General features: G+C 73.2%; 19 protein-coding genes. 16 read left to right on the top strand and 3 right to left on the bottom strand.

The annotated features are described in order from the left end of the window. Position 1: 1 nt before the first annotated feature. On the bottom strand, positions 2-1,084 hold the full coding sequence (locus ACFWRO_RS07915) for an asparaginase (RefSeq protein ID WP_384505869.1): 1,083 nt from the start codon (positions 1,082-1,084) through the stop codon (positions 2-4). A gap of 116 nt (positions 1,085-1,200) precedes the next feature. Between ACFWRO_RS07915 and ACFWRO_RS07910 the strand changes: the two genes are divergently transcribed. The 5 genes from ACFWRO_RS07910 to ACFWRO_RS07890 all read left to right on the top strand — a co-directional run bounded on the left by ACFWRO_RS07910 (position 1,201) and on the right by ACFWRO_RS07890 (position 4,700). Further along, positions 1,201-1,656 carry an Lrp/AsnC family transcriptional regulator gene (locus ACFWRO_RS07910; protein WP_384505866.1) on the top strand — a complete coding sequence of 152 codons (456 nt, stop codon included), beginning with the start codon at positions 1,201-1,203 and terminating at the stop codon, positions 1,654-1,656. Between the two features lie 78 nt (positions 1,657-1,734). Next, entirely contained in the window at positions 1,735-2,160 is a 426-nt protein-coding gene (locus tag ACFWRO_RS07905) for a cell division protein SepF (protein ID WP_384505863.1), read from the top strand. Between the two features lie 310 nt (positions 2,161-2,470). Beyond that, positions 2,471-3,691 carry an ATP-binding protein gene (locus tag ACFWRO_RS07900; RefSeq protein ID WP_384506328.1) on the top strand — a complete coding sequence of 407 codons (1,221 nt, stop codon included), beginning with the start codon at positions 2,471-2,473 and terminating at the stop codon, positions 3,689-3,691. Next, positions 3,684-4,073: a nucleotide pyrophosphohydrolase gene (locus tag ACFWRO_RS07895; RefSeq protein WP_384505860.1), complete on the top strand. Its 390-nt coding sequence runs from the start codon at positions 3,684-3,686 to the stop codon at positions 4,071-4,073. The genes ACFWRO_RS07900 and ACFWRO_RS07895 overlap by 8 nt, the downstream gene beginning before the upstream one ends. A 126-nt stretch (positions 4,074-4,199) precedes the next feature. Continuing rightward, on the top strand, positions 4,200-4,700 hold the full coding sequence (locus ACFWRO_RS07890; RefSeq protein ID WP_384505858.1) for a DUF6099 family protein: 501 nt from the start codon (positions 4,200-4,202) through the stop codon (positions 4,698-4,700). A 56-nt stretch (positions 4,701-4,756) separates the two neighbouring features. Here ACFWRO_RS07890 and ACFWRO_RS07885 read toward each other — a convergent pair whose 3' ends face one another. Continuing rightward, the gene (locus ACFWRO_RS07885; RefSeq protein ID WP_384505855.1) at positions 4,757-4,993 is read right to left on the bottom strand and encodes a hypothetical protein; all 237 of its coding nucleotides are present in this window, start codon (positions 4,991-4,993) and stop codon (positions 4,757-4,759) included. 251 nt (positions 4,994-5,244) lie between these two features. Between ACFWRO_RS07885 and ACFWRO_RS07880 the strand changes: the two genes are divergently transcribed. Continuing rightward, on the top strand, positions 5,245-6,168 hold the full coding sequence (locus ACFWRO_RS07880) for an LLM class F420-dependent oxidoreductase (protein WP_384505852.1): 924 nt from the start codon (positions 5,245-5,247) through the stop codon (positions 6,166-6,168). Between the two features lie 14 nt (positions 6,169-6,182). Beyond that, a complete protein-coding gene (gene mmuM / locus ACFWRO_RS07875; RefSeq protein ID WP_384505849.1) occupies positions 6,183-7,085 on the top strand; it encodes a homocysteine S-methyltransferase in 903 nt (300 codons plus the stop codon). 67 nt (positions 7,086-7,152) lie between these two features. Here mmuM and ACFWRO_RS07870 read toward each other — a convergent pair whose 3' ends face one another. Beyond that, positions 7,153-9,507 carry an LPXTG cell wall anchor domain-containing protein gene (locus ACFWRO_RS07870; RefSeq protein ID WP_384505846.1) on the bottom strand — a complete coding sequence of 785 codons (2,355 nt, stop codon included), beginning with the start codon at positions 9,505-9,507 and terminating at the stop codon, positions 7,153-7,155. Between the two features lie 213 nt (positions 9,508-9,720). Here ACFWRO_RS07870 and ACFWRO_RS07865 point away from each other — a divergent pair, with 213 nt between their 5' ends. The 9 genes from ACFWRO_RS07865 to ACFWRO_RS07825 all read left to right on the top strand — a co-directional run bounded on the left by ACFWRO_RS07865 (position 9,721) and on the right by ACFWRO_RS07825 (position 23,592). Further along, entirely contained in the window at positions 9,721-10,734 is a 1,014-nt protein-coding gene (locus tag ACFWRO_RS07865) for a hypothetical protein (RefSeq protein ID WP_384505843.1), read from the top strand. Positions 10,735-10,803: 69 nt separating this feature from the next. Next, positions 10,804-12,276 carry a 3' terminal RNA ribose 2'-O-methyltransferase Hen1 gene (locus tag ACFWRO_RS07860; RefSeq protein WP_384505840.1) on the top strand — a complete coding sequence of 491 codons (1,473 nt, stop codon included), beginning with the start codon at positions 10,804-10,806 and terminating at the stop codon, positions 12,274-12,276. After that, on the top strand, positions 12,273-14,816 hold the full coding sequence (locus ACFWRO_RS07855; RefSeq protein WP_384505837.1) for a polynucleotide kinase-phosphatase: 2,544 nt from the start codon (positions 12,273-12,275) through the stop codon (positions 14,814-14,816). Before ACFWRO_RS07860 ends, ACFWRO_RS07855 begins: the two co-directional genes overlap by 4 nt. A gap of 248 nt (positions 14,817-15,064) precedes the next feature. Next, positions 15,065-15,787, top strand: a complete 723-nt coding sequence (locus tag ACFWRO_RS07850; RefSeq protein WP_384505834.1) for a Crp/Fnr family transcriptional regulator — start codon at positions 15,065-15,067, stop codon at positions 15,785-15,787. A gap of 78 nt (positions 15,788-15,865) precedes the next feature. Further along, positions 15,866-16,687 carry a hypothetical protein gene (locus ACFWRO_RS07845; protein ID WP_384505831.1) on the top strand — a complete coding sequence of 274 codons (822 nt, stop codon included), beginning with the start codon at positions 15,866-15,868 and terminating at the stop codon, positions 16,685-16,687. Continuing rightward, positions 16,684-19,026, top strand: a complete 2,343-nt coding sequence (locus tag ACFWRO_RS07840) for a hypothetical protein (RefSeq protein ID WP_384505828.1) — start codon at positions 16,684-16,686, stop codon at positions 19,024-19,026. Before ACFWRO_RS07845 ends, ACFWRO_RS07840 begins: the two co-directional genes overlap by 4 nt. Further along, on the top strand, positions 19,023-20,504 hold the full coding sequence (locus ACFWRO_RS07835; RefSeq protein WP_384505825.1) for a hypothetical protein: 1,482 nt from the start codon (positions 19,023-19,025) through the stop codon (positions 20,502-20,504). Before ACFWRO_RS07840 ends, ACFWRO_RS07835 begins: the two co-directional genes overlap by 4 nt. Continuing rightward, a complete protein-coding gene (locus ACFWRO_RS07830; RefSeq protein ID WP_384505823.1) occupies positions 20,501-21,022 on the top strand; it encodes a Pycsar system effector family protein in 522 nt (173 codons plus the stop codon). The genes ACFWRO_RS07835 and ACFWRO_RS07830 overlap by 4 nt, the downstream gene beginning before the upstream one ends. Positions 21,023-21,027: 5 nt before the next feature. Then, positions 21,028-23,592 carry a vWA domain-containing protein gene (locus ACFWRO_RS07825; protein WP_384505820.1) on the top strand — a complete coding sequence of 855 codons (2,565 nt, stop codon included), beginning with the start codon at positions 21,028-21,030 and terminating at the stop codon, positions 23,590-23,592. Positions 23,593-23,601 lie beyond the last annotated feature (9 nt).

The following is a 23,601-nucleotide window of genomic DNA, read 5'->3' as shown; positions in this document are numbered from 1 at the left end:
GTCAGGAGGCGCTGGAGGAGCGGGCGCCGGAGGCCGCGAGGGCGGGCTCGGGGCGGACCGGGCCGTTCAGGAGGCTGTGCAGCAGCGCCGGGCGGCGCTCGGCGGAGACGTCCGCGAGGAGCGTCGCCAGGACGGCCATCCGGGCCTGCCCCGCACGCAGCGTCCCCGCGGGTACGGCTCCGGCGGCCACGAGGTCCACGGCCCCGCCGCCGGTGTACAGCTCGGCGATCGGGCCGGCGGGGACCCGCGTGCTCAGGGCCACCAGGATGCCGTCGGCGACGGCCGCGCCGACGGCCGCGGAGATCTCGGGGGTGGCGTTGCCCGCCCCGGTACCGACGAGCACGACGCCCCCGGCGCCGGCCGCGACGGAGGTGTTCAGGAAGAGCGGGTCGCCGTCGCTGTGGTGCATGACCACGTCGACCCGGGGCAGCTCCTCAGTCGCGTCGGCGGAGGCCGTGGCCGTGGCCTTGGGCAGCGGCAGCGGAGTGGGGCGGTCCGGGCTGCGGCGGATGTGCACGCTGCCGAAGCCGACCTTCCCGAGGACGCTCTCGGAGGGGTCCGCGAACGCGTCCGCCGCGAGGGTCTGCGTCTTCACCGTGCCGCGCGCCGCGTGCACCCGGCCGTCGAAGACCACGAGCACGCCCAGGTCGCGCACCGAGGCGGCGACCTGCAGGGCGTCGTACACATTGCCGGGGCCGTCGCCGTCGCCCGTACCGAGCGGACGCTGCGCGCCGGTGAAGACGACCGGGCGGGGGTCGGAGTGGTGGAGGTCCAGGAAGAAGGCGGACTCCTCCAGGGTGTCCGTGCCGTGCGTGACCACGACGCCGTCCACGCCCGGGTCGGCGAGCGCGGCGTGGACCGCGTGCAGCAGGGTGAGCTGGCGGACGGAGGTCATCCGGGAGCTGTTGACGTTGAACAGGTCGACGACCTCGACCACCACGCCCTCGGGCAGCGCCGAGGTGGCCAGGACGTCGTCGCCCGACGCGTCGGCGGCGTAACCGGTGCCCTGCCAGCGGCTGGCTATGGTGCCGCCCGTGCTGATGAGGGTGATCCGGCGGGGCCGGTCGTCGCGTGTCCACTGCATGGGTGTCTGTCCCGGAGATCGAAGGTAGTCGCCTTCGCAACGATAGTTCAGCTTGTATGGAATACGATTGCGAGTTCCGCGCCGGAATCGTGAATTCCCGCATGCATAATTGCGTCATGGACCGGATCGACCGCAGCATCTTGCGTGAGCTTCAGGACGACGGCCGTCTGAGCAATCTGGAGCTCGCCCAGCGCATCGGCCTCAGCGCCTCCGCGTGCCTGCGGCGCGTGCGGCAGCTGGAGGAGGACGGGGTGATCCAGGGGTACCGCGCCGTGATCGACCCCTCCGCCGTGGGGCGCGGCTTCGAGGTCCTCGTCTCGATCGAGGTCCGGCGCGACCGGGAGACCGTCGAGGCCTTCGAGGAGGCCCTGCAGGCCATCCCCGACGTCATCGAGGCCTACCGCCTCTTTGGCAGCCCCGGCTGCCTCCTGCGCATCGCGGTCGCCGACCTCGCCGCGTACGAACGCCTCTGGATCGAGCGACTCACCTCGCTGGCCGGCGTCACGGAGGTCAACTCGCAGATCATCATGAAGCGGGTCAAGGAACCGCGCGGACTGCCGGTCGAACGCTGATGCCCTCCGCGAACGGGCCGTCAGAGTCCACTCGTGTCGGTGTTGGGCCGAACGGGTGAGAAACGGGAGGATGGGCGCATGAGTAGGTACGAGAGGTACGACGTCACCGACGCGCAGTGGGAGGGCCTCGCCCAGGTCGTCCCCCTGCGCGGCCGCGACGAATGGCCGTCCAGAGTCGACCACCGCACCATGCCCGACCCCTATGAGGCCGCCGAGCAGCGCCGCATGGTCGTCCTGCGCGTGCAGGTCTTCGCCGACGCCCGCGAGGTCGCCGAGTACCTCATCGCCCGGATCCCGGTCCTCCTCGACCTGACCAGCGCGGACACCGAAGTGGCCAAGCGCATCCTGGACTTCAGCAGCGGCGTGGTCTTCGGCCTCGGCAGCGGCATGCACCGGGTCGACCGCAACGTCTTCCTGCTCGCCCCCGCCGGTACGGAGGTCGAGGGCACGTCCGAAGCGGAGGCCGGGGAGGACGTGGCCGGGGCGGCCGTCCCCCGATCGTAGGAAGATGGACAGGGCGTAACGGTTCGTCATCCACGGGGCTGCGTACGGTCCGATCATGGACTCCACCGGCGGCCACACGCCCGATTCCGTCTCCTCCTTCCCCTCCGCCTCCGCCGCTTCCCCTGCCTGTACGACCCCGGTCCGGGCACCGTTACGCGGCCCCGCGGGGGAGCGGGCTCCGGTGGGTGGTGGCGGTCCGCCCGTGGGTGGATCAAGTGGTTCCGGCGGCGGTCCCGGCGGTTCCGGCGGTCCTGGCGGTCCCGGTGGTTCCGGCACGCGGGCCGCGCGGCGGGACGCGCTGCGGCAGTTGATGGACGCCTCCGCGCGCCGGCCCGCCCGCCCCACGGTCACCGAGCTCCGCCTCTCCGCCTTCGCCGCGCACCGCGCCGCCGTCCATCCGCTCGGCCCCGTCACCCTCTTCACCGGGGCGAGCGGCAGCGGCAAGTCCAGCGCCCTGCGGGCCTACGAGGCGCTCGCCCGGCTCGGCGCCGGGGAGGACCTGGCCGCCGCGTTCCCCGACGCCGTCGCCCACGTACCCGAACACGCCCGGCCCGACGCCCAGGGGCGGCGCGGCTTCCGGATCGGCTGCACCGTCGACGGCCCGGCCGGACCCGTCCGCCTCGACCTCGCGGTCCAGGCCGAACCCACGCTCCGTATCGTCGGCGAACGCCTCACCTGCCGCGGCCGTACGCTCCTCACCACCGCGCTGCGCGACCCCGGCCGCAGTGCCGTCCAGGCCGAGTGGCACACCGCGGGCGCCACGCCGGTCACCCGGGCGCCCTTCCCCGACGACCTCCTCGGCACCGCGCTGCTGCCGCTGCGCGTGGCAGGCAAGACGAAGGGGCAGCTGGAGGTCCTGGCCGCCGCCGAGCAGGTGGTCGTCGCGCTGCGCTCGGTGTTCCCCTGCGATCCGGAGCCCGCCCGGATGCGGGGATCCGTGCCGATGGGCGAGGGCCGGCTGCTGCGCGGCTGCGACAACCTGGCGGAGGTCCTGCACCGCACCGCCTCCGAGTGCCCGCGCCGCCACGCCCGGCTCGCGGTGGTCGCGGGCGCCGGGTGCGCGGGGATCGTGACCGGGCTGCGGGTGGAGGAGCTGCCCGACGCGACGGTACGGGCGCTCCTGGAGCGCGCACCGGGCGGCGCCGTGCGGCCGGGCGCGTCCGGCGCGTCCGGGTGGGCCGGGGCCGCCGTGGTCCCGGCGCCGCGCCGGGCACCGTTCGCGACCCCGCTCGGCCGGCTCGGCGACGGCGAACTGCGCTATCTCGCCCTCGCGCTCGTCCTGCTCACCGGGCCCGGGGTGCTCGCCATGGACCAGCTCGGCGAGGTGCCCGCCGCGATGCGGACCCTGACGGTCCTCGCCGACGGCCTCGACCGGTCCTTGGACGGACGCCAGCTCCGCGCGCTGCTCGGGCTCGCCGCCGACATCGCCTCCGGCGGGCACATCCGGCTCGTGGGCTCGGTGGGGGAGCCGGCGGCGCGGTACGCACGCGAGACACCGGGGGTGTCGGTGGTAGACCTGGGGCGTGAGTGAACTGGATGTAGCGGGATTGCAGCGCAGGCTGGCCGAGTTCGCGGCCGCGCGGGAGTGGCAGCCGTACCACACCCCGAAGAACCTGGCGGCGGCGCTCAGCGTGGAGGCGGCCGAACTCCTGGAGATCTTCCAGTGGTTGACGCCCGAGCAGGCGGACCGGGTGATGGACGACCCGGACACCGCCCACCGGGTCGAGGACGAGGTCGCCGACGTGCTGGCGTATCTGCTGCAGTTCTGCGAGGTGTTGGGCGTGGACCCGCTCGCCGCGCTGGCGGCGAAGATCGACAGGAACGAACTCCGATTCCCGGCCCGACGGCCCCCGACCCACGAGGAACGGGACGGGAGCGCCACCGAAAACGGTTTTCGTCACTCTTCGGAGTGATCGGGATTTCCCCATCGAGCCTACTGTCCACAGATTTCCGAATTCCTCTGGCGTGGGGGCTCAGGCGCCTTCACGCTGGGTAATGGAGTCAGTGGGCAGTAAGTCGTACGAACGGGGGCGGCGTACATGGAAGCGCAGCGACTGATCGCGGCAGGCCGGCACGCGCTCGCGGGAGCGGGGACGGCATTGGACATCGTGGCGGAGGCCTGGCAGGCCCAGGCCCTCGCCCAGGCGATAGGGAGTCATCTCGCCCTCTGCGGACCGCAGGAGCTGCGGAGCGAGGCGCGAGGGCTGAGCGAGATCGGCGGCGGGCGCGGCATGGTGCCCGACTGTCCGCTGCTCGGGACGGGCGGACCGAGAGCCGCCCAGCTCACCGAAGTGGTCGAGCCACGCGTGGCGTTGACCGCGCTCGGCGCGCTGCTCGGGGAAGTGGGGATCGCCCTGGTGGGCGTGGCCTGCGCGACCGACGAGGAGGGACTGTACTGGCAGTGCATCGAGGCCATCGACGCCGCCGACGAGTCGAACGACCGGGTGCGCGGGATGCTGCGGCGACTCGCGATCCGGGAGCGGGACCGGCCGCCCGATGCCGCTCGGGGCCGGGCGGGTCCGGCGGGGGCGTCGTCATGAGTCGCCGGCGGGCGGCCGGGTCGGCGTCACCGCGCGCGGCGGCGGCCGGGTCGGCGTCACCGGGCTCGGGGCTCGTCGTTCGCCTGGCTCCGTTCCTGGCCCTCGCTCTCCAGTCGGTCCGACGAGGACTGGAGGTCGGCGTCGAGCTGCGACAGGTCGGCGGTGAGCGCCGCCATCAGCTCCTCCATCTGCTGCAGCAGGCCCTTGGGGGCGCCGGAGCCCTTCTGCTCGGGCACGGACTGCTGCACCGGCTGCTCGGGCAGCGCCCTTTCGGGCGCGGCTTCCTGGGACATGGCGGCCTCCTCGGCCCAGGCCCTTCCCCCGAAGGGAGGGCCACACGGGAGCACGTCGCACCGGCAGCGGCCGCCGGCACGCGGGCGCCGGGCGGTCCGGCACCGCCCGAGCCAACGACGCGCGCCGGGCCACGGTCACTGGCCGGGTGGGACGCGGCCCGCCACAGGGCCCGATATTCACCCGACCGGGCAGGACCGGCCCCCGGGCTGACGGAGAGGTTGACGGCCGCCCGTCGGTGCAGGATGGAGGCATGGATCTTCGAATCTTCACCGAGCCCCAGCAAGGGGCCGACTACGACACCCTGCTCACGGTCGCCAAGGCCACCGAGGACCTCGGTTTCGACGCCTTCTTCCGCTCCGACCACTACGTCAGCATGGGCTCCGGCGACGGGCTGCCCGGGCCGACCGACGCCTGGATCACCCTGGCCGGCCTCGCCCGCGAGACCCGGCGGATCCGGCTCGGCACGCTGATGACCGCCGGCACGTTCCGGCTCCCAGGTGTCCTGGCCATCCAGGTCGCCCAGGTCGACCAAATGTCGGGCGGCCGGGTCGAACTGGGCCTGGGGGCGGGCTGGTTCGAGGAGGAGCACCGGGCGTACGGCATCCCGTTCCCCAAGGAGAAGTTCGGCCGGCTCGAAGAGCAGCTCGCGATCGTCACGGGGCTCTGGAACACGAAGCTCGGCGAGAAGTTCTCCTACGAGGGCGAGTTCTACCAGCTCGCGGACTCGCCCGCGCTCCCCAAGCCCGCCCAGGACAGGATCCCGGTGCTCATCGGCGGGCACGGCGCGACCCGCACGCCGCGGCTGGCCGCGCGGTACGCCGACGAGTTCAACATCCCCTTCGCCTCGATCGAGGACAGCGAGCGGCAGTTCGGGCGCGTCCGGGCCGCCGCCGAGGCCGCGGGGCGCCGGGCCGACGAGCTGGTGTACTCCAACGCCCTGGTGGTCTGCGTCGGCAAGGACGACGCGGAGGTGGCCCGCCGGGCCGCGGCCATCGGGCGGGACGTGGAGGAGCTGAAGGCGAACGGTCTGGCCGGCTCGCCCGAGGAGGTCGTCGACAAGATCGGGCGGTACGGAGCGATCGGGGCGTCCCGGATCTACCTCCAGGTCCTCGACCTGTCCGACCTGGACCACCTGGAGCTGATCTCCGCCCAGGTCCAGTCGCAGCTCGGCTGAACGGAGGCGCACCGATGAGGCCCGTCCACCCCCTGGCCGAGGCGCTCGCCCGCGAGGTGCTCGTCCTCGACGGCGGGCTCTCCAACCAGTTGGAGGCCCAGGGCTGTGACCTGAGCGACGAGCTGTGGTCGGCGCGGCTGCTCGCCGACGGGCCCGAGCAGATCGCGGCGGCGCACACCGCCTATGTGCGGGCGGGCGCGCGAGTGCTGATCACCGCGAGCTACCAGGCCACCTTCGAGGGCTTCGCCCGGCGCGGGGTGGCCCGGGCGGAGGCGGCGCGGCTGCTCGGGCGGAGCGTGGAGCTGGCCCGGGCGGCGGGGGAGGGCGCGGTGGCACCGGTGTGGGTGGCCGCGTCGGTGGGGCCGTACGGAGCGATGCTCGCCGACGGTAGCGAGTACCGGGGCCGGTACGGACTGACCGTGCGCGAGCTGGAGCGGTTCCACCGGCCCCGGGTCGAGGCGCTCGCGGCGGCGGGGCCGGACGTGCTGGCCCTGGAGACGGTGCCGGACGCGGTCGAGGCGGAGGCGTTGCTGCGGGCCGTCGAGGGGTGCGGGGTGCCGGTCTGGCTCTCGTACACCGTGGCGGGCGAGCGGACGCGCGCCGGGCAGGGCCTCGCCGAGGCGTTCGGGCTCGTAGCGGGGAACGAGCAGGTGCTCGCGGTCGGGGTCAACTGCTGCGAGCCGGCGGACGCGGCGCGGGCCGTCGGGATCGCGGCGCGGGCCACCGGGAAGCCGGTCGTCGTCTACCCCAACAGCGGGGAGGAGTGGGACGCCGGCGCCCGGGCCTGGCGCGGTACCGGCTCCTTCGACCCGGACCGGATGCGGGACTGGCCGGCGGCCGGGGCCCGGCTGATCGGCGGCTGCTGCCGCGTGGGACCGGACCGTATCGCGGCCCTCTCCGCCGCCCTTGCGCCCTGACGGGCGTGACTCGGCCCCGTACCCGGTGCGGGTACGGGGCCGAGAGTGGTGCTCAGTGGGTGGTGGGTCAGCCGTCGGCCATGGTGCGGCGGCGCTTCCACCAGAGCAGACCCGCGCCCACCGCCGCGAGGACGGCGGCGAGGCCCACGATCAGGCCGACGGGCGTGTCGGAGCCCGTGTCGGCGAGCCCGCCGTCAGGGTCCTTCGCGGGCGGGGTCTGACCGCCGCTCCCGTTGCCGTTGCCCGGTGTCGACGGGCTCGGGGCCGGGGTCGTCGGCTTGTCGGTCGGGTCGGGACCCGGCTTGGTCGGGGTGGGCGTCGGCGTGGGGTCGGTGCCGCCGGAGTCCTTGCCGGTGTTGTTGCCGCCGAGGAAGGCGGTGTCCGTGTCGGCGTAGGCGGTGGTCGACTTCACGGCGGCGTTCACCGTGTCGGGCATGTCCGGGTTCTCGGCCTGGAAGCGCGCCTTCGAGATGTTCTGCTTGGGCTGCTTGGAGAAGTCCACGCCACCCAGGTAGAAGGAGAACTCCAGGACCGAACCGTCCTGCGGGTACGTCCGCTTGAAGTGGAAGTCACCCTCGCGGTACGACTTCATGTAGTCCGCGTAGACCTTGTCGCGGTCCCACTTCGTGCGCGAGGGCCAGGCGGTCGCGTCATCCGAGCCGATGAGCGCGTGGAAGTCACCGGGCTTCACGGCGTCCCGCTGCTTGATCCACTCGGCGGCGATCCGAGAGGTGTAGACGCTGCGCAGATCGGCGTACTGGGGCGCGGTGTTGACCAGCTTCTCGACCTCCGGGATCGCGATCTCCTGGATCTGCCGGAAGTTGTACTCCTGGACCGACTCGGGCTGCTTGCACTTGAAGCCCTCGTCGAAGTCGATCTTCGCGGCCTTCACGTCCATGGGCGCGTCGAGGATGTAGAGCTTGCCGTCCTCCTCGCGGACCTGGGCCGGGGCCGGCTCGATGTAGTACCGGTACGTCTTCCAGCAGGGCGCGCCGTTGACGTGCTGGAACGAGTCCCACAGCCGGTTGCCGACCGGGTTGTCCGGGACCATCACCCGGGACAGGTCGTGCTTCATCTCCAGGTCGGCTTCCAGCAGGATGCGGCCCGCGTCGGTCTTGGCGAGCTTGTCGTCGGTGACCTGGTCCGGCTGGTCGGGGTTGAGGTTCACCCAGAACCGGTTGGGGTGCAGGGCGAGCCACGTGAACATCGTGTCGGACGAGAGGTCGATCTTCGCCCCGCCGCCCCACGAGGGGTTCTCGTCCTCGTCGTCGTTCATCTTGGCCTTGAAGCCGTAGTCCATGCCCTTGCCCTTGACGGGCTCGGTGATGTACCGCAGCTCCATGGTGGTGAAGTCGATGCCACCGGGGCCCCGCATCCGGAAGGGCGCGCCGGGCGCCTGCCGGGCCGCCGCCTGGCGGCGCTGCGCCTCTTCCTTCGTCCGGCCGGAGTTGCGGGCGAAGTCGTTCGCCGCGCCCCGGGAGCTGCCGCAGCCGGCCGCCTTGGCCGAGGCCAGAGTGGTCGCGGTGGGGCAGGTCCTGCCGCTGAAGGCGGGGTCCTGACGGGTGTACTGGGGGTGCGGTGTGTACCGGGCGTCCGGCGTGGCGCGGTGTTGGTACCAGGAGAGGCCGTGCGCCCGGAGGCGTGCCTCGACGGCCTTGCTCGGCGGCTCACCGAAGACGTACACGACCTTGTACCCACGCTTGCCCAGGGCCTGGTCGACGAGCAGCTGCTTGGTGTCGATCTGCTTCGTGCCGGACTTGAACTCGTAGATGATCTTGTCGCGGCCGTTGGTCTTGATCGCGTCGAAGCGGCGGTCCTTCTTGACGTTGTCCTCGCCGAGCTCCTCGACGAGCTCCCGGAAGAGCTCCGGCATCTCCTCGGCCATGGAGTACTGGCAGTACCAGTTCTGCCCGCCGAGCTTGAAGTACCGGGCGACCTCGGCCTCGTAGGCGTTGCCGCCCCGGCTGTTGGCCTCGCCGTTGGTGTAGTAGCTGTTCACGTACTCGTTGAAGGTGCCCTTGTAGGGCGACTTCCCGGCCTGGTTCTGCTTCCAGTACGCCCAGGCGTGCTCCGGGGAGGCGTTGGGGTACTTGCTCGGGTCCGGGAGGATCTTGTCCAGGTCCTCGGCGCTGGGCAGGTCGAGGCCCGAGAGGCGCTTGCGCGGGTTGTCGAAGGAGTACGTGCGCTTGGTGTCCCCGAGGGTGCGCCACTGGTACTTCCCCGGGGCCTTGAAGCCGGGCAGGCTTCCGAGCCGGGGTGCCGAGTTGGGCGTCTGGTACATCTCGGTACAGCGCTTGGGCGCGGCCTGGGCCTCTTGGACGTTGTCCAGGAGCGGCAGGCTGCCGGAGAGGATGCCGACGCTCAACGCCAGGACGGCCGCGCGGCCGAACCAACTGGAGCGCCGTGGTCTGGCGGTGGTCAAGATGATCGGTCCCATGGTCAGGGGGCCACGGGTTGAAGGTGCATGCGGTCGGATATCAGGACACGGCCCCCGTGGAAGTGACCTGATGGCCACTCACGATAGGAGGGGTGTGTGAAGAAAGTGGCAGGGACACGCCAAGGTTTTGGAACGTAACTCGTGTGTCCAGTCTGCCACTTCGGATTGGTTGGGCGCATCCTGTCTAGAGTGGCGGGCATGTCTGACACCACGAACGGCACCACGGACGGGACCACGAGCGGCGCCGCGGAAGGACCCACGAACGGCGCCGCAGAGGGCGAGCGGCTGGCCGCGTGGATCGACGACGTGCCGGCCCGCGTGATGCGGCTCGACACTTGGTACACCCCCGAGGACTTCACCCCGGACATGTCGCAGGAGTCGCTGCGCCTGCTGGAGGACGCCCTGGTCTTCACGTACCAGCCCGAGGGCACGCCCGAGTCGCAGGACTTCCTCCAGGGCGCGATGGCCTACCTCGGCGAGGCGCTCATGGCGGTCGGCGGCGGCCGCTGGGCCATGAGCGCCGCCGACCGCCCGGTCGTGCTGCCCGACCCCGCGCTCGGCCTGGCTCCGCTCGACCCCCTGGAGCTGATCATCTCCGCGCAGGAGGGCGACCGTTCCGGCGCGTTCACCGAGGCCGCCGACGAACTGCGCGCGGCGGTCGCGGCGCACCGCGAGCGTGAACCCGGCTGGAAGCCCGCCAAGGAACCGACCCCCGGCCTCGACCCGTGGGCGGCCGACGCCCCGCACCCCTGGCTCGCGGGCTGGCTCACCGAGCGCCGGGACGACTTCCCCGCCTGGGCGGCGGACGCGGGGCCCGGGGCCTGGGACTTCTCCCCGGAGTCGCTGGAGACCCTGGGGCGGCTCATGGTGGAACGGTTCACCGCCAAGGACGCGTACCGGGCCGCCGAGGACACCCCGTTCGTCCAGGGCGCCGTCTGGTACGTCGGCGAGGTCGCCGTCCGCCACCGGCACGGGGCCTGGACCTACCGTGAGGCCCCGGAGGGGATCCCCCGGGAAGAGGTGGAGAAGAACATCTACCTGGAGCGGCCCTTCGTCAACCAGCCCACCGTCAGGGACGGCGTCGGCGAAGTGCCCTTCTACGCCCTCCTGGCCACCGTAGGCGACAAGGCCCCGGGCACCCTCCTGGAGCGCCTCGCCCGCTACCGCGCCCACGACCCGGCCGCCGACCCGGTGGAGTACCGAGAGGTGTAGGCGCCGCGCGGAGCCGTTCAGCGGGAAAATGCCTGGTCGGAGCCGGGATATCGGACCATACTCGGACACGTGTTCCTGACGATCAGTACCACCGGCACCCCCGAACGTCCCGCGACCGATCTGGGCTTTCTGCTGCACAAGCATCCCGACAACGCGCAGACGTTCTCGACCTCGCACGGCACGGCGCACGTCCTCTACCCCGAGGCGAGCGCCGAGCGGTGTACGGCCGCGCTTCTCCTGGAGATCGACCCCGTGGGTCTGGTGCGGCGCGGCAAGGGCAAGGGGCGGGGCGGTGCCCCCGACTCCGCGCTCGCGCAGTACGTGAACGACCGGCCCTACGCCGCGTCCTCGCTGCTCGCCGTCGCGCTCGCCACCGTCTTCAAGAGCGCCCTGCACGGCGCCTGCAAGGCGATGCCCGAGCGGGCCGCCGCGCCGTTGCCGCTGCGCGTCGAGGTCCCGGCGCTGCCCGCGCGCGGCGGGGCCGAGCTGGTCCGCAAGCTGTTCGGGCCCCTCGGCTGGGACACGGTCGAGGCGGAGCCGGTGGCGCTCGACACCGCGTTCCCGGAGTGGGGCGACTCGCGCTACGTGCGCCTCGTCCTCGAAGGGGAGCTGCGGCTCGCCGACGCGCTCAACCAGCTGTACGTCCTGCTGCCCGTCCTCGACGACGCCAAGCACTACTGGGTCTCGCCCGACGAGGTCGACAAGCTGCTGCGCGCGGGCGACGGCTGGCTGGCCGACCACCCCGAGCAGAAGCTGATCACCAGCCGCTACCTCTCCCGTCGCTGGGGCCTGACCCGGGACGCCATGGAGCGTCTGGAGCTCGCCCGCCTCGCCGAGGCCGACGACCTCGACGTCGAGGACGTCGACAACGCCGTCGACGAGACGACCGACACCGAGGAGAAGCCGGTGCCGCTCGCCGTGCAGCGCCGGGACGCGATCCTCGCCGCGCTGCGCGCCGCCGACGCGACGCGCGTGCTCGATCTCGGCTGCGGCCAGGGCCAGTTGGTGCAGGCGCTGCTCAAGGACGTGCGCTTCACCGACATCGTCGGCGTCGACGTGTCCGTACGCGCCCTGACCGTCGCCGGGCGCCGGCTGCGGCTCGACCGGCTCGGCGAGCGGCAGGCCGGCCGGGTGAAGCTGATCCAGGGCTCCCTCGCGTACACCGACAAGCGGCTCACCGGCTACGACGCGGCGGTCCTGAGCGAGGTCATCGAGCACCTCGACCTGCCCAGGCTGCCCGCGCTCGAATACGCCGTGTTCGGCTCGGCGCGCCCCCGGACGGTCCTCGTGACCACGCCGAACGTCGAGTACAACGTCCGCTGGGAGTCCCTCCCGGCCGGACACGTCCGGCACAGCGACCACCGCTTCGAGTGGAACCGTGACGAGTTCCGCGCCTGGGCGGGCCGCGTCGCCGAACAGTACGGATACGGAGTCGAGTTCACACCCGTCGGACCCGACGACCCCGAGGTCGGCCCGCCTACCCAGATGGCCGTCTTCGCCCAGAAGCCCGATCTGACTACTTCGAAGGAGGAGCAGGCATGAACACCAACGAGACCAGCCGCACGCTGCCCGTCACCGACCTCTCCCTCGTCGTCCTGATCGGGGCGAGCGGCTCCGGCAAGTCCACGTTCGCGCGCCGCCACTTCAAGCCCACCGAGGTCATCTCCTCCGACTTCTGCCGGGGCCTGGTCGCCGACGACGAGAACGACCAGAGCGCCAGCCGGGACGCCTTCGACGTCCTGCACTACATCGCCGGCAAGCGCCTGGAGGCGGGACGGCTGACCGTCGTCGACGCCACCAACGTCCAGCAGGAGGCGCGGCGCCAGCTCGTCCAGCTCGCGCGCCAGTACGACGTGCTCCCGATCGCGATCGTCCTCGACCTGCCCGAGGAGGTCTGCCAGGCACGGAATGCGACCCGCCCCGACCGCGCCGACATGCCCCGGCACGTCGTCCAGCGCCACCGCCGCGAGCTGCGCCGCTCGCTGCGCGGCCTGGAGCGCGAGGGCTTCCGCAAGGTGCACGTCCTGCGCAGCGTCGAGGAGGTGGAGGGCGCCCAGGTCGTCCTGGAGAAGCGGTTCAACGACCTGCGCCACCTCACAGGCCCCTTCGACATCATCGGTGACATCCACGGCTGCCGCTCCGAGCTGGAGACGCTGCTCGGCAGGCTCGGTTACGAGGACGGCCACCACCCCGAGGGCCGTACGGCCGTCTTCGTCGGCGACCTCGTGGACCGGGGACCGGACAGCCCGGGCGTCCTGCGCCGGGTCATGTCCATGGTCGCGGCCGGGGACGCGCTCTGCGTGCCCGGGAACCACGAGAACAAGCTCGGTCGTTGGCTCAAGGGCCGCAAGGTCCAGGAGACCCACGGCCTCGCCGAGACCATCGAGCAGCTGGGGCGCGAGAGCGAGGAGTTCCGCGCCGAGGTGGGCACGTTCATCGACGGGCTCGTCAGCCACTACGTCCTCGACGAGGGCAAGCTCGTGGTCTGTCACGCCGGTCTGCCGGAGAAGTACCACGGCCGGAACTCCGGCCGGGTGCGCTCGCACGCGCTGTACGGGGACACGACCGGGGAGACCGACGAGTTCGGGCTGCCCGTGCGCTACCCGTGGGCGGAGGAGTACCGCGGCAAGGCCACCGTCGTCTACGGCCACACGCCCGTCCCGAACACCTCGTGGATCAACAACACCATCTGCCTCGACACGGGTGCCGTCTTCGGCGGGAAGATGACCGCGCTGCGCTGGCCGGAGCGTGAACTCGTCGACGTACCGGCGGAGAAGGTCTGGTACGAGCCCGCCCGGCCGCTCGCCACCGAGGCGCCCGGCGGGCACGAGGGCCGGCCGCTGGACCTCGCCGACGTGCACGGACGCCGGATCGTGGAGACCCGGCAGATGGGCAACGTGTCCGTACGCGAGGAGAACGCGGCGGCGGCCCTGGAGGTCATGAGCCGGTTCGCGGTCGACCCGCGCCTGCTCGCCTACCTGCCGCCGACCATGGCGCCCACCGCGACCTCGAAGCGGGACGGCTACCTGGAGCACCCGGCCGAGGCGTTCGCGCAGTACAGGGCGGACGGCGTCGAGCGGGTCGTGTGCGAGGAGAAGCACATGGGCTCGCGGGCCGTCGCCCTGGTCTGCCGGGACGAGGACGTGGCGCGCGAACGGTTCGGGGTCACCGGAGTGACCGGTGCGCTGCACACCCGTACCGGACGCCCCTTCTTCGACGACCAGGCGGTCACCGAGGAGGTCCTCGCGCGGCTGCGGGCGGCGATCACCGCCGCCGGGCTCTGGGAGAGCCTCGACACGGACTGGCTGCTGCTCGACGGCGAGCTCATGCCGTGGTCGCTGAAGTCGGCCGGGCTGCTGCGCTCGCAGTACGCGGCCGTCGGCGCGGCCTCCCGCGCCGTCTTCCCGGGCGCGCTGGGCGCATTGGAGCAGGCGGCGGCGCGCGGGGTCGCGGGCGTGGACGCGCTCCTGGCCAAGCAGCGCGAACGCGCCGCGGACGCCGAGGCGTTCACGGAGGCGTACCGGCGGTACTGCTGGCCGACGCAGGGCCTGGAAGGGGTGCGGTTCGCCCCGTTCCAGATCCTCGCCGCGCGGGGGCGCGCGCTGACGGCCGTGCCGCACGACGAGCAGCTCGGGTGGCTCGACCGGCTCGTCGACGCCGACCCGACCGGTCTGCTCCAGGTCACGCGCCGGCTGATCGTCGACACGGGCGACGAGGAGTCGGTCAGGGCCGGGGTCGACTGGTGGCTGGAGATGACGGCCGCCGGGGGCGAGGGCATGGTCGTCAAGCCGCTCGCCGCGCTCGTCCGCGGCGCCAAGAGCCGGCTCGTCCAGCCGGGCGTGAAGGTCCGTGGCCGCGAGTACCTGCGGATCATCTACGGCCCGGAGTACACCCGCCCGGAGAACCTGGAGCGGCTGCGCAACCGTTTCCTCGGCCACAAGCGCTCGCTGGCCCTGCGCGAGTACGCGCTCGGCCTGGAAGCGGTGGACCGGCTCGCCGAGGGCGAGCCGCTCTGGCGGGTCCACGAGGCCGTCTTCGCGGTGCTCGCACTGGAGTCCGAGCCGGTGGACCCGCGTCTGTGACGTGATCGCGACGGTGCCGCCACGGGGGGCGCAGGGGGCTGGATAGCAACGCTCCCCTGCGCCCCCCATGCTCGTTGGCGAGTATTCGCACCAGCACCTAGCGTTCTTCACCCCACGGCGTGACGCAGCGTCAACAGAGTGGCTGCGCTCGTCACGTGAGGTGAGACCCATACACATGAGCGCGCAGGCGGAGCGGTTTCGTCACGTGGCCGAAAGGCCGCGCGGGCGAGAGCGGGGGGTGAGCGACGGTGAGTCTTTTCGGCCAGGACCGTTCCTTCCTCCACGCCCTCCCCGACCAGGACCGCACGGCACTCCTCGCCGCCGGCACTCCGCGTGCCTACGAGCCCGGCGAGGTGATGATCCGCGAGCGCGACACCTCCGCGTACGTCCTCGCGCTCACCTCGGGCTGGTCGGTCGTCTCCGTCGAGACCGAGCGCGGCACCCGGCTCATCCTCGCCCTGCGCGGCGCGGGCGAGGTGGTCGGCGACCTCGCCGCCGTGGACCGGCGCCCGCGCAGCGCCACCGTCACCGCCCTCGGCCGCGTGGAGGCCGTGGCCGTCTCCGGCGACCGCTTCCGGCACTTCCTCGCCACCCACCCGCACGCCACCGCGCTGATCATGCGGCAGCTCTCCGCCCGGCTGCGCAGCGCCGACGTCGAGCGCCGCGCCCTCGCCTCCGAGACGGTGCTCCAGCGGCTCGCCGCCCGCCTGGTCGAACTGGCCGAGCGCGCGGGCCGGCGCGCCGAGACCGGGACCGTACTCGAACTCCCGCTGCACCAGCACGACCTGGCCGCCGCCGTCGGCGCGACCAGGGAGGCGGTGGCCAAGGCCCTGCGGCTGCTGCGGGAACAGGACGTCGTCCGTACCGCCAACCGCCGGGTCGTCGTCCTCGACATGCCCGTCCTGATCCTGCTGGCCCAGGGCGGATCACCTCGTACGAGCCCGGCGGAGAAATCTCCGCCCGGTGTGTAAACGGCTACAGCCCGGGCCGCCGCGCGCGGCCAGTCTTGACCCGTCACCACGGCACCACGGCACACACAGGGAGTCCGAGTGAGCACTGCGGGAGCGAGCGCGGGAGCGAGCGCCGGAGCGATCCACCGGCTCGTCGTCTTCGGCGACGCCGTCGGATCGGGCACCTTGGGCATGGACGCGAAACGGCTGATGCGCGCCACCATGTACGAGGCCTTCGGCGAGGCGTACGCCGCCATCGGCGTCGAACCGGACACCGTCCACCAGGAGGACCGCGGCGACGGCATCCTCGGGGCGCTGCGCCCCGACGTACCGCCGATGTTCGTCCTCGGGCGGTGGATCGACACCCTGTACGAGAGCCTGCGCGAGCACAACGCGAACCGCCGCGACCGGCTGCGCATACGGGTCGGCATGAACGCGGGCCTCGTCCTGGAGGACGGCCACGGCCTGGTCGGACGGGCGGTCGACCTCGCCTGCCGGCTCTGCGACAGCCCGACGGCCAAGGAGATCATGACCGCGGCGCCCGAGGCCGACCTGCTCGTGGTCGTCTCGGACTGGCTCTACTCCAACGTCGTGGTCGAGGGCGGACGTTACGTCGAGCCCGCGCACTACCGGCAGGCCCGGGTGCGCTCCAAGGAGACCGACGAGCTCGCCTGGTTCCACATCCCCCGCCTCCCGGCCCCGCCGCTCCCGGCGGCCCCGGCGGCCCCGGGGGGCGCACAGACCGGCGGTGGGCCGGCGCGGGGGGACGGCCCACCGCCCACCGACGTACCCGCACCTGAGCTCTTGCGGCAGTACCAGGCCGGGGGCGACATGCAGGTGTTCGAGCGGAACACGATCCACGGCGGCATCACCGGCATCCGCAAGGACCGGCCCGCCGCCGCAGAGGGGGAGACGGCATGAGCGATCAGGACGACGCCCCGGCCCCGGAGGAGTCCCGGGACGACGCGTCCCCCGGCGGCTCGGGAGGGTCCGGGGGCACGGGAGGCGGCGAGACCTCCGGCCCCGAGCGTCCCGAAGGAGGCACCGAAACCGCTCCCGCCCCGGAGCTGAGCCCCTTCGAGCGGGCCGGCCGCAGCCCGGTCGACGGAGTGGGCGGCACCGGCGGCGCCGGAACCGCGCGGGCCGCCCTGCGCACCCTCGCGCCCCGGCCCGCCGGCCGTACGTACGAGATCGGCGGCGACGGTCACATCTACGAGGGCAACCAGTGGATCACCCAGTTCTGGTCGGGCACCCGCCCCGAACTGGTCCAGGGCGCCGTCCCGCAGGAGACGCTCCAGCACCTGGACGACGTGTACCGCGAAGTGCCCGGCTACGCCCGGATGCGGGACCTCCTGCGCGGCAACCGCCTCCTCGTCCTGTGCGGCGAACCCGGCAGCGGCCGCAAGGCCACCGCCCTCGCCGTGCTCTCCGAGGTCACCGACCACAAGGTCAACCGGCTCGACCCCCGCCACCGCGTCGACGAGATCGACACCGCCGCGCTGGAGCGGGGCTTCGGCCACCTGCTCGAACTGCCCTCCGACGACGGCCGGGCCGAGCACGAGCCGCACCGGGGCCGCGACGAGCGCCACGACAGGCCCCGCAGGACCCGCGTACGCCTCTCCGAACTGCACCTCGACCGGTTCAGCGAGCAGCTGCGCGAACAGGAGGCGTACGGAGTCGTCCTCGTCGAGAGCGGCGACCTCGCCGACCGGCTGCTGCGCGGACGGTACGGGATGTACTGCCCGCCGCCGCCCTCCCACGAGGTCCTCCACCGCCACCTGCGGACGCTGCTGCGGGGCGAGCCCGAGGGCGCCCTCGACGGCGCGCGGGCCCTGGCCACGCGCGCGGACGTGACCAAGGCCCTCGGCCTCGACGCGCTGCGCCCCCGGGAGGCCGCCCGGCTCGCCGACCACCTGGCGAGGCGGCAGAAGGAGGAGCTGACCGACGCCGAACTCCTGGAGGACTGCTCGGCGTTCGTCCGCGCGCAGGCCCGCTCCTGGTTCGCCGGCGCGGACCGGCCCGGCACGCTCCCGGAGGCGCTGCCCGCCCTCAACGCGACCGCGTTCCGGATCGCCGTCGCCGTCTTCAACGGCTCGGCGTACAGCATCGCCGCCGAGGCCGCCGAACTCCTCACCTGGGAGCTTGCCGCCACCCTCGACCCCGAACAGCCGCCGGGGCGGCGCCTTTTCGGCACCCACGCCGACAGCCGGCCCGTCCTGGCCCGCTCGGTCCTGGAGGACGGCGAGCTCGACCTCGGGTCCGTCAAGGTGCCCGTCCGGGCCATCCGCTTCCAGGGCGAGGCGCTGGCTCCGGCCGTCCTCGCCGAGATCTGGGACGGCTACCACAACGTGCGCGGCCCGGTCTCCCGCTGGCTCCGGACGCTCTGCCACGACCCGCGCCCCGAGGTGTGGGTACGGGCCTCCATCGCCGCGGGCGTGCTCTGCTCCTGGGACTGGATCTACGGATTCGGCGAGCTGATCGCCCCGATGGCGGCCATGGACAGCGCCGTACCGCGGATGGCGGCCGCGACCGCGCTCGCCGAGGCCGCCCGCAACCCGCGCGTGAAGCCGGCCGTCGTCGCCGTCCTGAAGGACTGGGCGAACGGCGAGGACGACGAGCTCCTCGACACCGTCCTGCTCACCCACGGCTACGTCCTCGCCGCCGGGACCGTGACGGGCTCGCTCGACGCGCTCGCGCGCGTGGTGCGCCGCCGGGAGGCCACCGACGTGGACGTCATCGGCACGGCCTCCTTCAGCGTCGTACGGCTGCTCGCCTCGGGCGACCCGGAGCCGGTCGTGCGGCGGATGGCGGCCTGGCTCCGCGACGGGCGGCTCAACCTCGCCAACCTGGTCCTGGTCTCCATGCTGAACACGCTGACGTTCCGGACCACCCACCTCTGGGGCCTGCGGGACGTGCCCGAGCTCGAGCCGCACGCGGCCAGGCCGCTCCTCGTGGCCCTGCTCGCCACCCACCCCTCCCTCGCGCCGCACCTCGCGGGGCTGCTGCGCCACACCCTCGGCACCGGCCGTTCGGGCGAGGCGGCCCTCGACGGCCTGGGGAGCCTGCTTCGCCGCGCGTCGCGCGACGAGGAGGCGCTGGACCACGTGTGCCGGCTGCTGCCGCTGCTCGGGGTGACGCGAAGGGACCGCGACCGGCTGCGCGGGCTGCTGAAGGAACTGGTCGGCGACCGGGACCGGCCGATGGACCGGCGGGCCGCGGGCCGGATGTGGGACGCGGTGGCGGAAGGAGCCGAGCGATGAACGACCCCCGGAACCAGAACGGCGGGCAGGGCGGCCAGGGCGGCGGACAGGGACAGCGGCGACAGCAGGGCGCACAGGGCGCAGAGGGCGCACAAGGCGCGCAGGGAGCGCGGGGGCAGCAGCGCGGTCAGCAGGCCGGGCGCGGACAGCAGGGGCAGAGGGACGGACAGCGAGACGTGGAGCGGCAGAGCGGGCAGCGACGCGGGCAGCAGGAACAGCCCGAGCAGTCGGGGCAGTCAGGGCAGTCGGGTGGGGAGAAGGCCGTGGGGCCGCTGGCCCGCGAGGTCGCGCCTCCGTACAAGCGGACCAGCGGCGCGGTCGCGGCCGTGCTGCTCTACCGCAACGGCGGCCACCGCATCATGTGGCCCGACCGCACCGAGGACACCAACAAGCCCCTCCTGGGCTCCCCGTACACCGTCTTCGAGGTGCTGACAGGCCGCCATGTCACCGAGTTCGAGCTGAGCCTGCCCGCATCCGGGGACGGCATCTTCTTCCAGGCCGCCGCGCGGGTGGTGTGGGAGGTGGCGGACCCGTACCTCGTCGTCACCCAACAGGTGTGGGACGTGGCCGAGTTGATCCGCGACGACCTCCTGGACGGGCTGCGGGCGGTGTCCCGCCGATTCAGGCTCACCGACGCGCAGCGCGCCGACGAGGCCGTACGCGAGGAGCTGAGCTCCGGGCGCTTCAGCCTCGGCGAGGACCTGGGGCTGCGCGTACGGGTCCTGGTCTTCATCGACCTGGCCGACGCCATCAAGGAGAAGGTCGGCGAGCGGGACATCATCGAGGTGTCGATCCAGGTCGACGAGCGAGAGCTGGAGCAGAAGCGGCTCAAGGAGCTGGGCGAGCGGGGGCTCGTCGCGGAACGGGCCCGCGAGCTCGAAGAGCTGTTCCGGCGAGGCGACCTGGCGCAGATCGCCCACCACATGGCGATGAACCCCGACAAGCAGTGGGAGATCAGGCGCGAGCTCCAGCACGAGAAGCGGGAGGGGCAGGCCGACTTCCTGGCCGTGTTCAACCGCCTGCTCGACACCGGGGTCCTGGAGCGGCACGACATCGGCGAACCGATGTACCAGGTACTGGAGTTCCTGCGGGAGAGCACGGGCTCGGTCCTCGGCGGGGTCGCCCAGCGGGTCCTCAACCCACCCGGTTCCGGCCGTGGAAGGGCGGCCCTGGACAGGGGGCAGGGGCAACCCGAGCCCGTCGCACCGCCGTGGCGCGACGACGAGCGCGACGAGGACGAGCAGCGGGACGAGGGGGCGCGGGACACGCGGGACGAGGGTTCGAGGGAGGCGCGGGACGAGGAACGGACCGTGTACGAGCCGACCCGCGTCCAGTCGTCCTCCGAGCGCGACCGCGCCCGCCGCCGGCGCAATGACGAGGGGCGGCACGACGACAGGCGCCACGACGACCGGGACTTCGACGACCGGGGGCCCGCCCGCCGACCCAGCTCCGAGTTCGACGACTGGGACACGGAATGACCGCGCCCACGCCCACCCCGACCCCCGCGCCCGCATCGATATCCGTGCCGGACGCCGCCGACCTCCGTTTCATGGCCGAGCGGCTCCTCACCACCGTCCGTGAGGACATCGGCCGGGCCGACACGAAGGCGGCGATCCTGCTCTCCGGCGCCCTCGCCTTCCTGGCGGTGGTCTTCTCCCGGGACCCCGGTCCGCTGCCCTCATCGGGCGCGGGTCTGGCCCTGTTCGTCGGAGCCGGAGTGCTGTGGACGGCCGGGGTCCTGATGCTCGTCTCGGTGGTGCTGCCGCGTACCCGCGTCGGCGCCGACCGCACCCTGCTGCGCGAACTCACGGCGGGGACAGGGCCGGACGTCCTGCGCGACCGGCTCACGGCGTCCGGCGTGGACGTCACCGACTGGCTTCTCGAACAGGCGAGCGTGCACGGTGTCGTGCTCGCCGCGAAATACCGATGGCTGCGTCGGGGCGTGAGCGCTCTCGCGCTCGGCGCGCTGCCGGCCCTCTTCAGCGGACTGTGGTGAGAAACATGCAGTGGAGAAACACCGGGGGAGTCCTGCTCCTCGCCGGGGCGCTGCTCGCGCTCTCCGGCCCGGGCGCGGCGGACGCGGCGATGCCCTGGACCACTCCCGAGACCCTCAAGGCCGCGGCGGCCCCGCCGCCGTCCGAGGGCCCCGACCCCATCGACTTCGCCGTCGTCGTGGACCAGTCGGCGAGCCTCGCCGACAAGGACCTCGCCCTGGAGACGGAGGCGGCGGCCCTGCTCAGCCAGGGGGAGATATCCGAACGCTCCCGGGCCACCGTCATCGGCTTCGGAAGCTCCGAGAAGCCGGGCCAGTCCCCGGTGCGCGAGGTGTGCCCGCCGACCGTCGCCGACGCGGCCGGCCGCCAGCGCCTCAGCGACTGCGTCCCGCAGCTGACCCGCCGGGACCCGGCCCGCACGGGCCCCGGCACCGACTTCCCCGCCGCGATCCGGCAGGCCGTCTCCCGGCTCACGGAGGGCGGCCGGACGACCACGCCCAAGGTCGTCTTCCTGCTCACCGACGGCAAGCTCGACGTGGGCGACAGCCCCGAGTACGGCCCCGACAAGGCCATCCGGCAGAGCAACGGCGAGAAGCGGCTCGCCGAGGAACTCGCCCGGGCCCGGGCCGCCTCCGTCCAGATCTGGCCCCTGGGCTTCGGCGGCGAGATCGACCGCGCCGCCCTCACCGCGATGGCCGAGGGCGGCTATCGCGGCAGCTGCGCCGACGTGCCCGGGGCCGTACCCCGGATGCGGGTGGTCGACGACGCGGCGGGGATCGACAAGGCGCTCCAGGAGACGTTCGCGGCGGCCCGCTGCGCCCAGATCGCCCATGGCACGATCGGCAAGCCGCCGGCCGACCTGGCCGTCACCATCCCGCCGATCGCCACCGACGGCTCGCTCACGGTCGGCAAGCACGACCCCAAGGTGCGGGTGACGTACTACGACCCGAGCGGCCGCAAGGTGCCCACCCAGGGCGAGTTCGACGGCTCGACCTTCGAGGTCAGCGGCCAGGACGGCCCGGTCGAGGCGCTGCGCGTCAAGAACCCGATGCCCGGCCGCTGGCGCGTCCGCATCGAGGCCCCGGAGGGACACCGGGACCGCGAGGTCGCCGTACGGGCCATCTGGCAGGGCCGGTTGCGTTCCGAGGTCACCCTCGACCCCGCCTCGCCGCGCGCGGGCGAGGAGACCGTGGTGGAGGTACGGATGCAGACCCGGCGCGGGGTCGTCATCACCGACCCCACCCAGCTGGCGGGGATCGGCGTCTCCGCCGTGCTCAGCGGCCCCGGCTTCGAGCCGGTCACCGTCCGCCTCGCCGACGACGGGCGGGCCCCCGACCGGCGGGCGGGGGACGTACGGTTCACGGGGCGCGTCACCGTCCCTGCGACCGCCACCGGCGCCCTGGAACTCGTCACGAACATGGTGGCGCCCGGCATCACCTCGGACCGGCGCCCGCTGCACACCGAGACGTCCGACGAGACGCCCACCGTCACCGCCGGTCTCACCGTCGACCGGGTGACCGTCCACCCCGGGGCCACCGTGCGCGGCACCCTGGACGTCGCCAACGACGACAGCGTGCCGCACCGTCTGCGCCTCGCCCTGAAGGACCAGACACCGGGCGCCGACCTCACCCTATCCCCGGCAACGGTCACCGCCGAAGCGGGCCGCAAGACCCGGTACGACTTCACGGTCACCGTCGGTCGCGGCACACCCGTGGGCGAACTGGGCGGCCAGGTCGTGGTCCTGGACGCGGCCGACGGCGACCGCACCCTCGACACCACCTTCCTCGACGTACGGGTGGAGGCGCCGCCTACCTGGTGGGACCGCTGGTGGGGCGCGGTGGTGGCCGGGGCGGCGGTCCTGCTGCTCGCCGGGGCGTTCGCCCTCGTCCGGTACCGCGACCGGCGCCGCCGCAGGGACCTGACCGGCGTCCGGCTCGAACTCCTCCGCGACGGACAGGTCCTGAGCACGCTCGGCATCCGCAAGAACCAGAGCCCCGGCGGCGAGTACCTCTTCACGATCGAGGAGGCGCGCGGTGCGGCCCCCACGCTCCGCCGGGCCCGCGGCGGGTCCTCCGCCCACCGGCTGCGCCGGTCGGGCGGCGGCGAGCTGCTGCTGCGCCCCAGGGGAGGGCGGGAGTTCTCCGTCCGCGCGGGGGTGCCGGCCGGCCTCGACGACTTCGAACTCGTCGCCGTCGACGGCCGCCGCCCGAGCCGCGGCACGGACTCGGTCCGTACGGGAGGGTCCGGCGGCCGGGAGCGTACGAGTACGAGTACAGGTACGAGTACGCGTACGGGTACGGGCGGCCGCGAACGTACCGGCGGCTCCGGCGGCTTGCGCGACCGCTTCCGCCGCCGCTCCTCCACCCGGGGCACCGACGCCCCCGACACCGACCGGCGCCGCGAGCGGGCGACCACCGACCGCGACCGGTCCACAGACCGCGACCGGTCCACCGACCGGGACCCGGGACGGTCCACCGACCGCGACCAGGGCCGGGACCGGCGGCGTACCGGACGGCCCGACTCCGGCGGCTCCACCGAGCCGCGCGGATCGACCCGCTCATCGGACTTCTGACGGCTCACG

The organism is Streptomyces sp. NPDC058579, from assembly GCF_042718575.1.
Classification (GTDB): Bacteria; Actinomycetota; Actinomycetes; order Streptomycetales; family Streptomycetaceae; genus Streptomyces.
This window is presented reverse-complemented; position numbering and strand designations above follow the sequence as displayed.

Excerpts from the sequence above, each read along its gene's own strand:
- ACFWRO_RS07915 (WP_384505869.1), bottom strand. The coding sequence starts at position 1,084 with ATGCAGTGGACACGCGACGACCGGCCCCGCCGGATCACCCTCATCAGC.
- ACFWRO_RS07910 (WP_384505866.1), top strand. The coding sequence starts at position 1,201 with ATGGACCGGATCGACCGCAGCATCTTGCGTGAGCTTCAGGACGACGGC.
- ACFWRO_RS07905 (WP_384505863.1), top strand. The coding sequence starts at position 1,735 with ATGAGTAGGTACGAGAGGTACGACGTCACCGACGCGCAGTGGGAGGGC.
- ACFWRO_RS07900 (WP_384506328.1), top strand. The coding sequence starts at position 2,471 with ATGGACGCCTCCGCGCGCCGGCCCGCCCGCCCCACGGTCACCGAGCTC.
- ACFWRO_RS07890 (WP_384505858.1), top strand. The coding sequence starts at position 4,200 with ATGGAAGCGCAGCGACTGATCGCGGCAGGCCGGCACGCGCTCGCGGGA.
- ACFWRO_RS07885 (WP_384505855.1), bottom strand. The coding sequence starts at position 4,993 with ATGTCCCAGGAAGCCGCGCCCGAAAGGGCGCTGCCCGAGCAGCCGGTG.
- ACFWRO_RS07880 (WP_384505852.1), top strand. The coding sequence starts at position 5,245 with ATGGATCTTCGAATCTTCACCGAGCCCCAGCAAGGGGCCGACTACGAC.
- mmuM (WP_384505849.1), top strand. The coding sequence starts at position 6,183 with ATGAGGCCCGTCCACCCCCTGGCCGAGGCGCTCGCCCGCGAGGTGCTC.
- ACFWRO_RS07865 (WP_384505843.1), top strand. The coding sequence starts at position 9,721 with ATGTCTGACACCACGAACGGCACCACGGACGGGACCACGAGCGGCGCC.
- ACFWRO_RS07855 (WP_384505837.1), top strand. The coding sequence starts at position 12,273 with ATGAACACCAACGAGACCAGCCGCACGCTGCCCGTCACCGACCTCTCC.
- ACFWRO_RS07840 (WP_384505828.1), top strand. The coding sequence starts at position 16,684 with ATGAGCGATCAGGACGACGCCCCGGCCCCGGAGGAGTCCCGGGACGAC.
- ACFWRO_RS07835 (WP_384505825.1), top strand. The coding sequence starts at position 19,023 with ATGAACGACCCCCGGAACCAGAACGGCGGGCAGGGCGGCCAGGGCGGC.
- ACFWRO_RS07830 (WP_384505823.1), top strand. The coding sequence starts at position 20,501 with ATGACCGCGCCCACGCCCACCCCGACCCCCGCGCCCGCATCGATATCC.
- ACFWRO_RS07825 (WP_384505820.1), top strand. The coding sequence starts at position 21,028 with ATGCAGTGGAGAAACACCGGGGGAGTCCTGCTCCTCGCCGGGGCGCTG.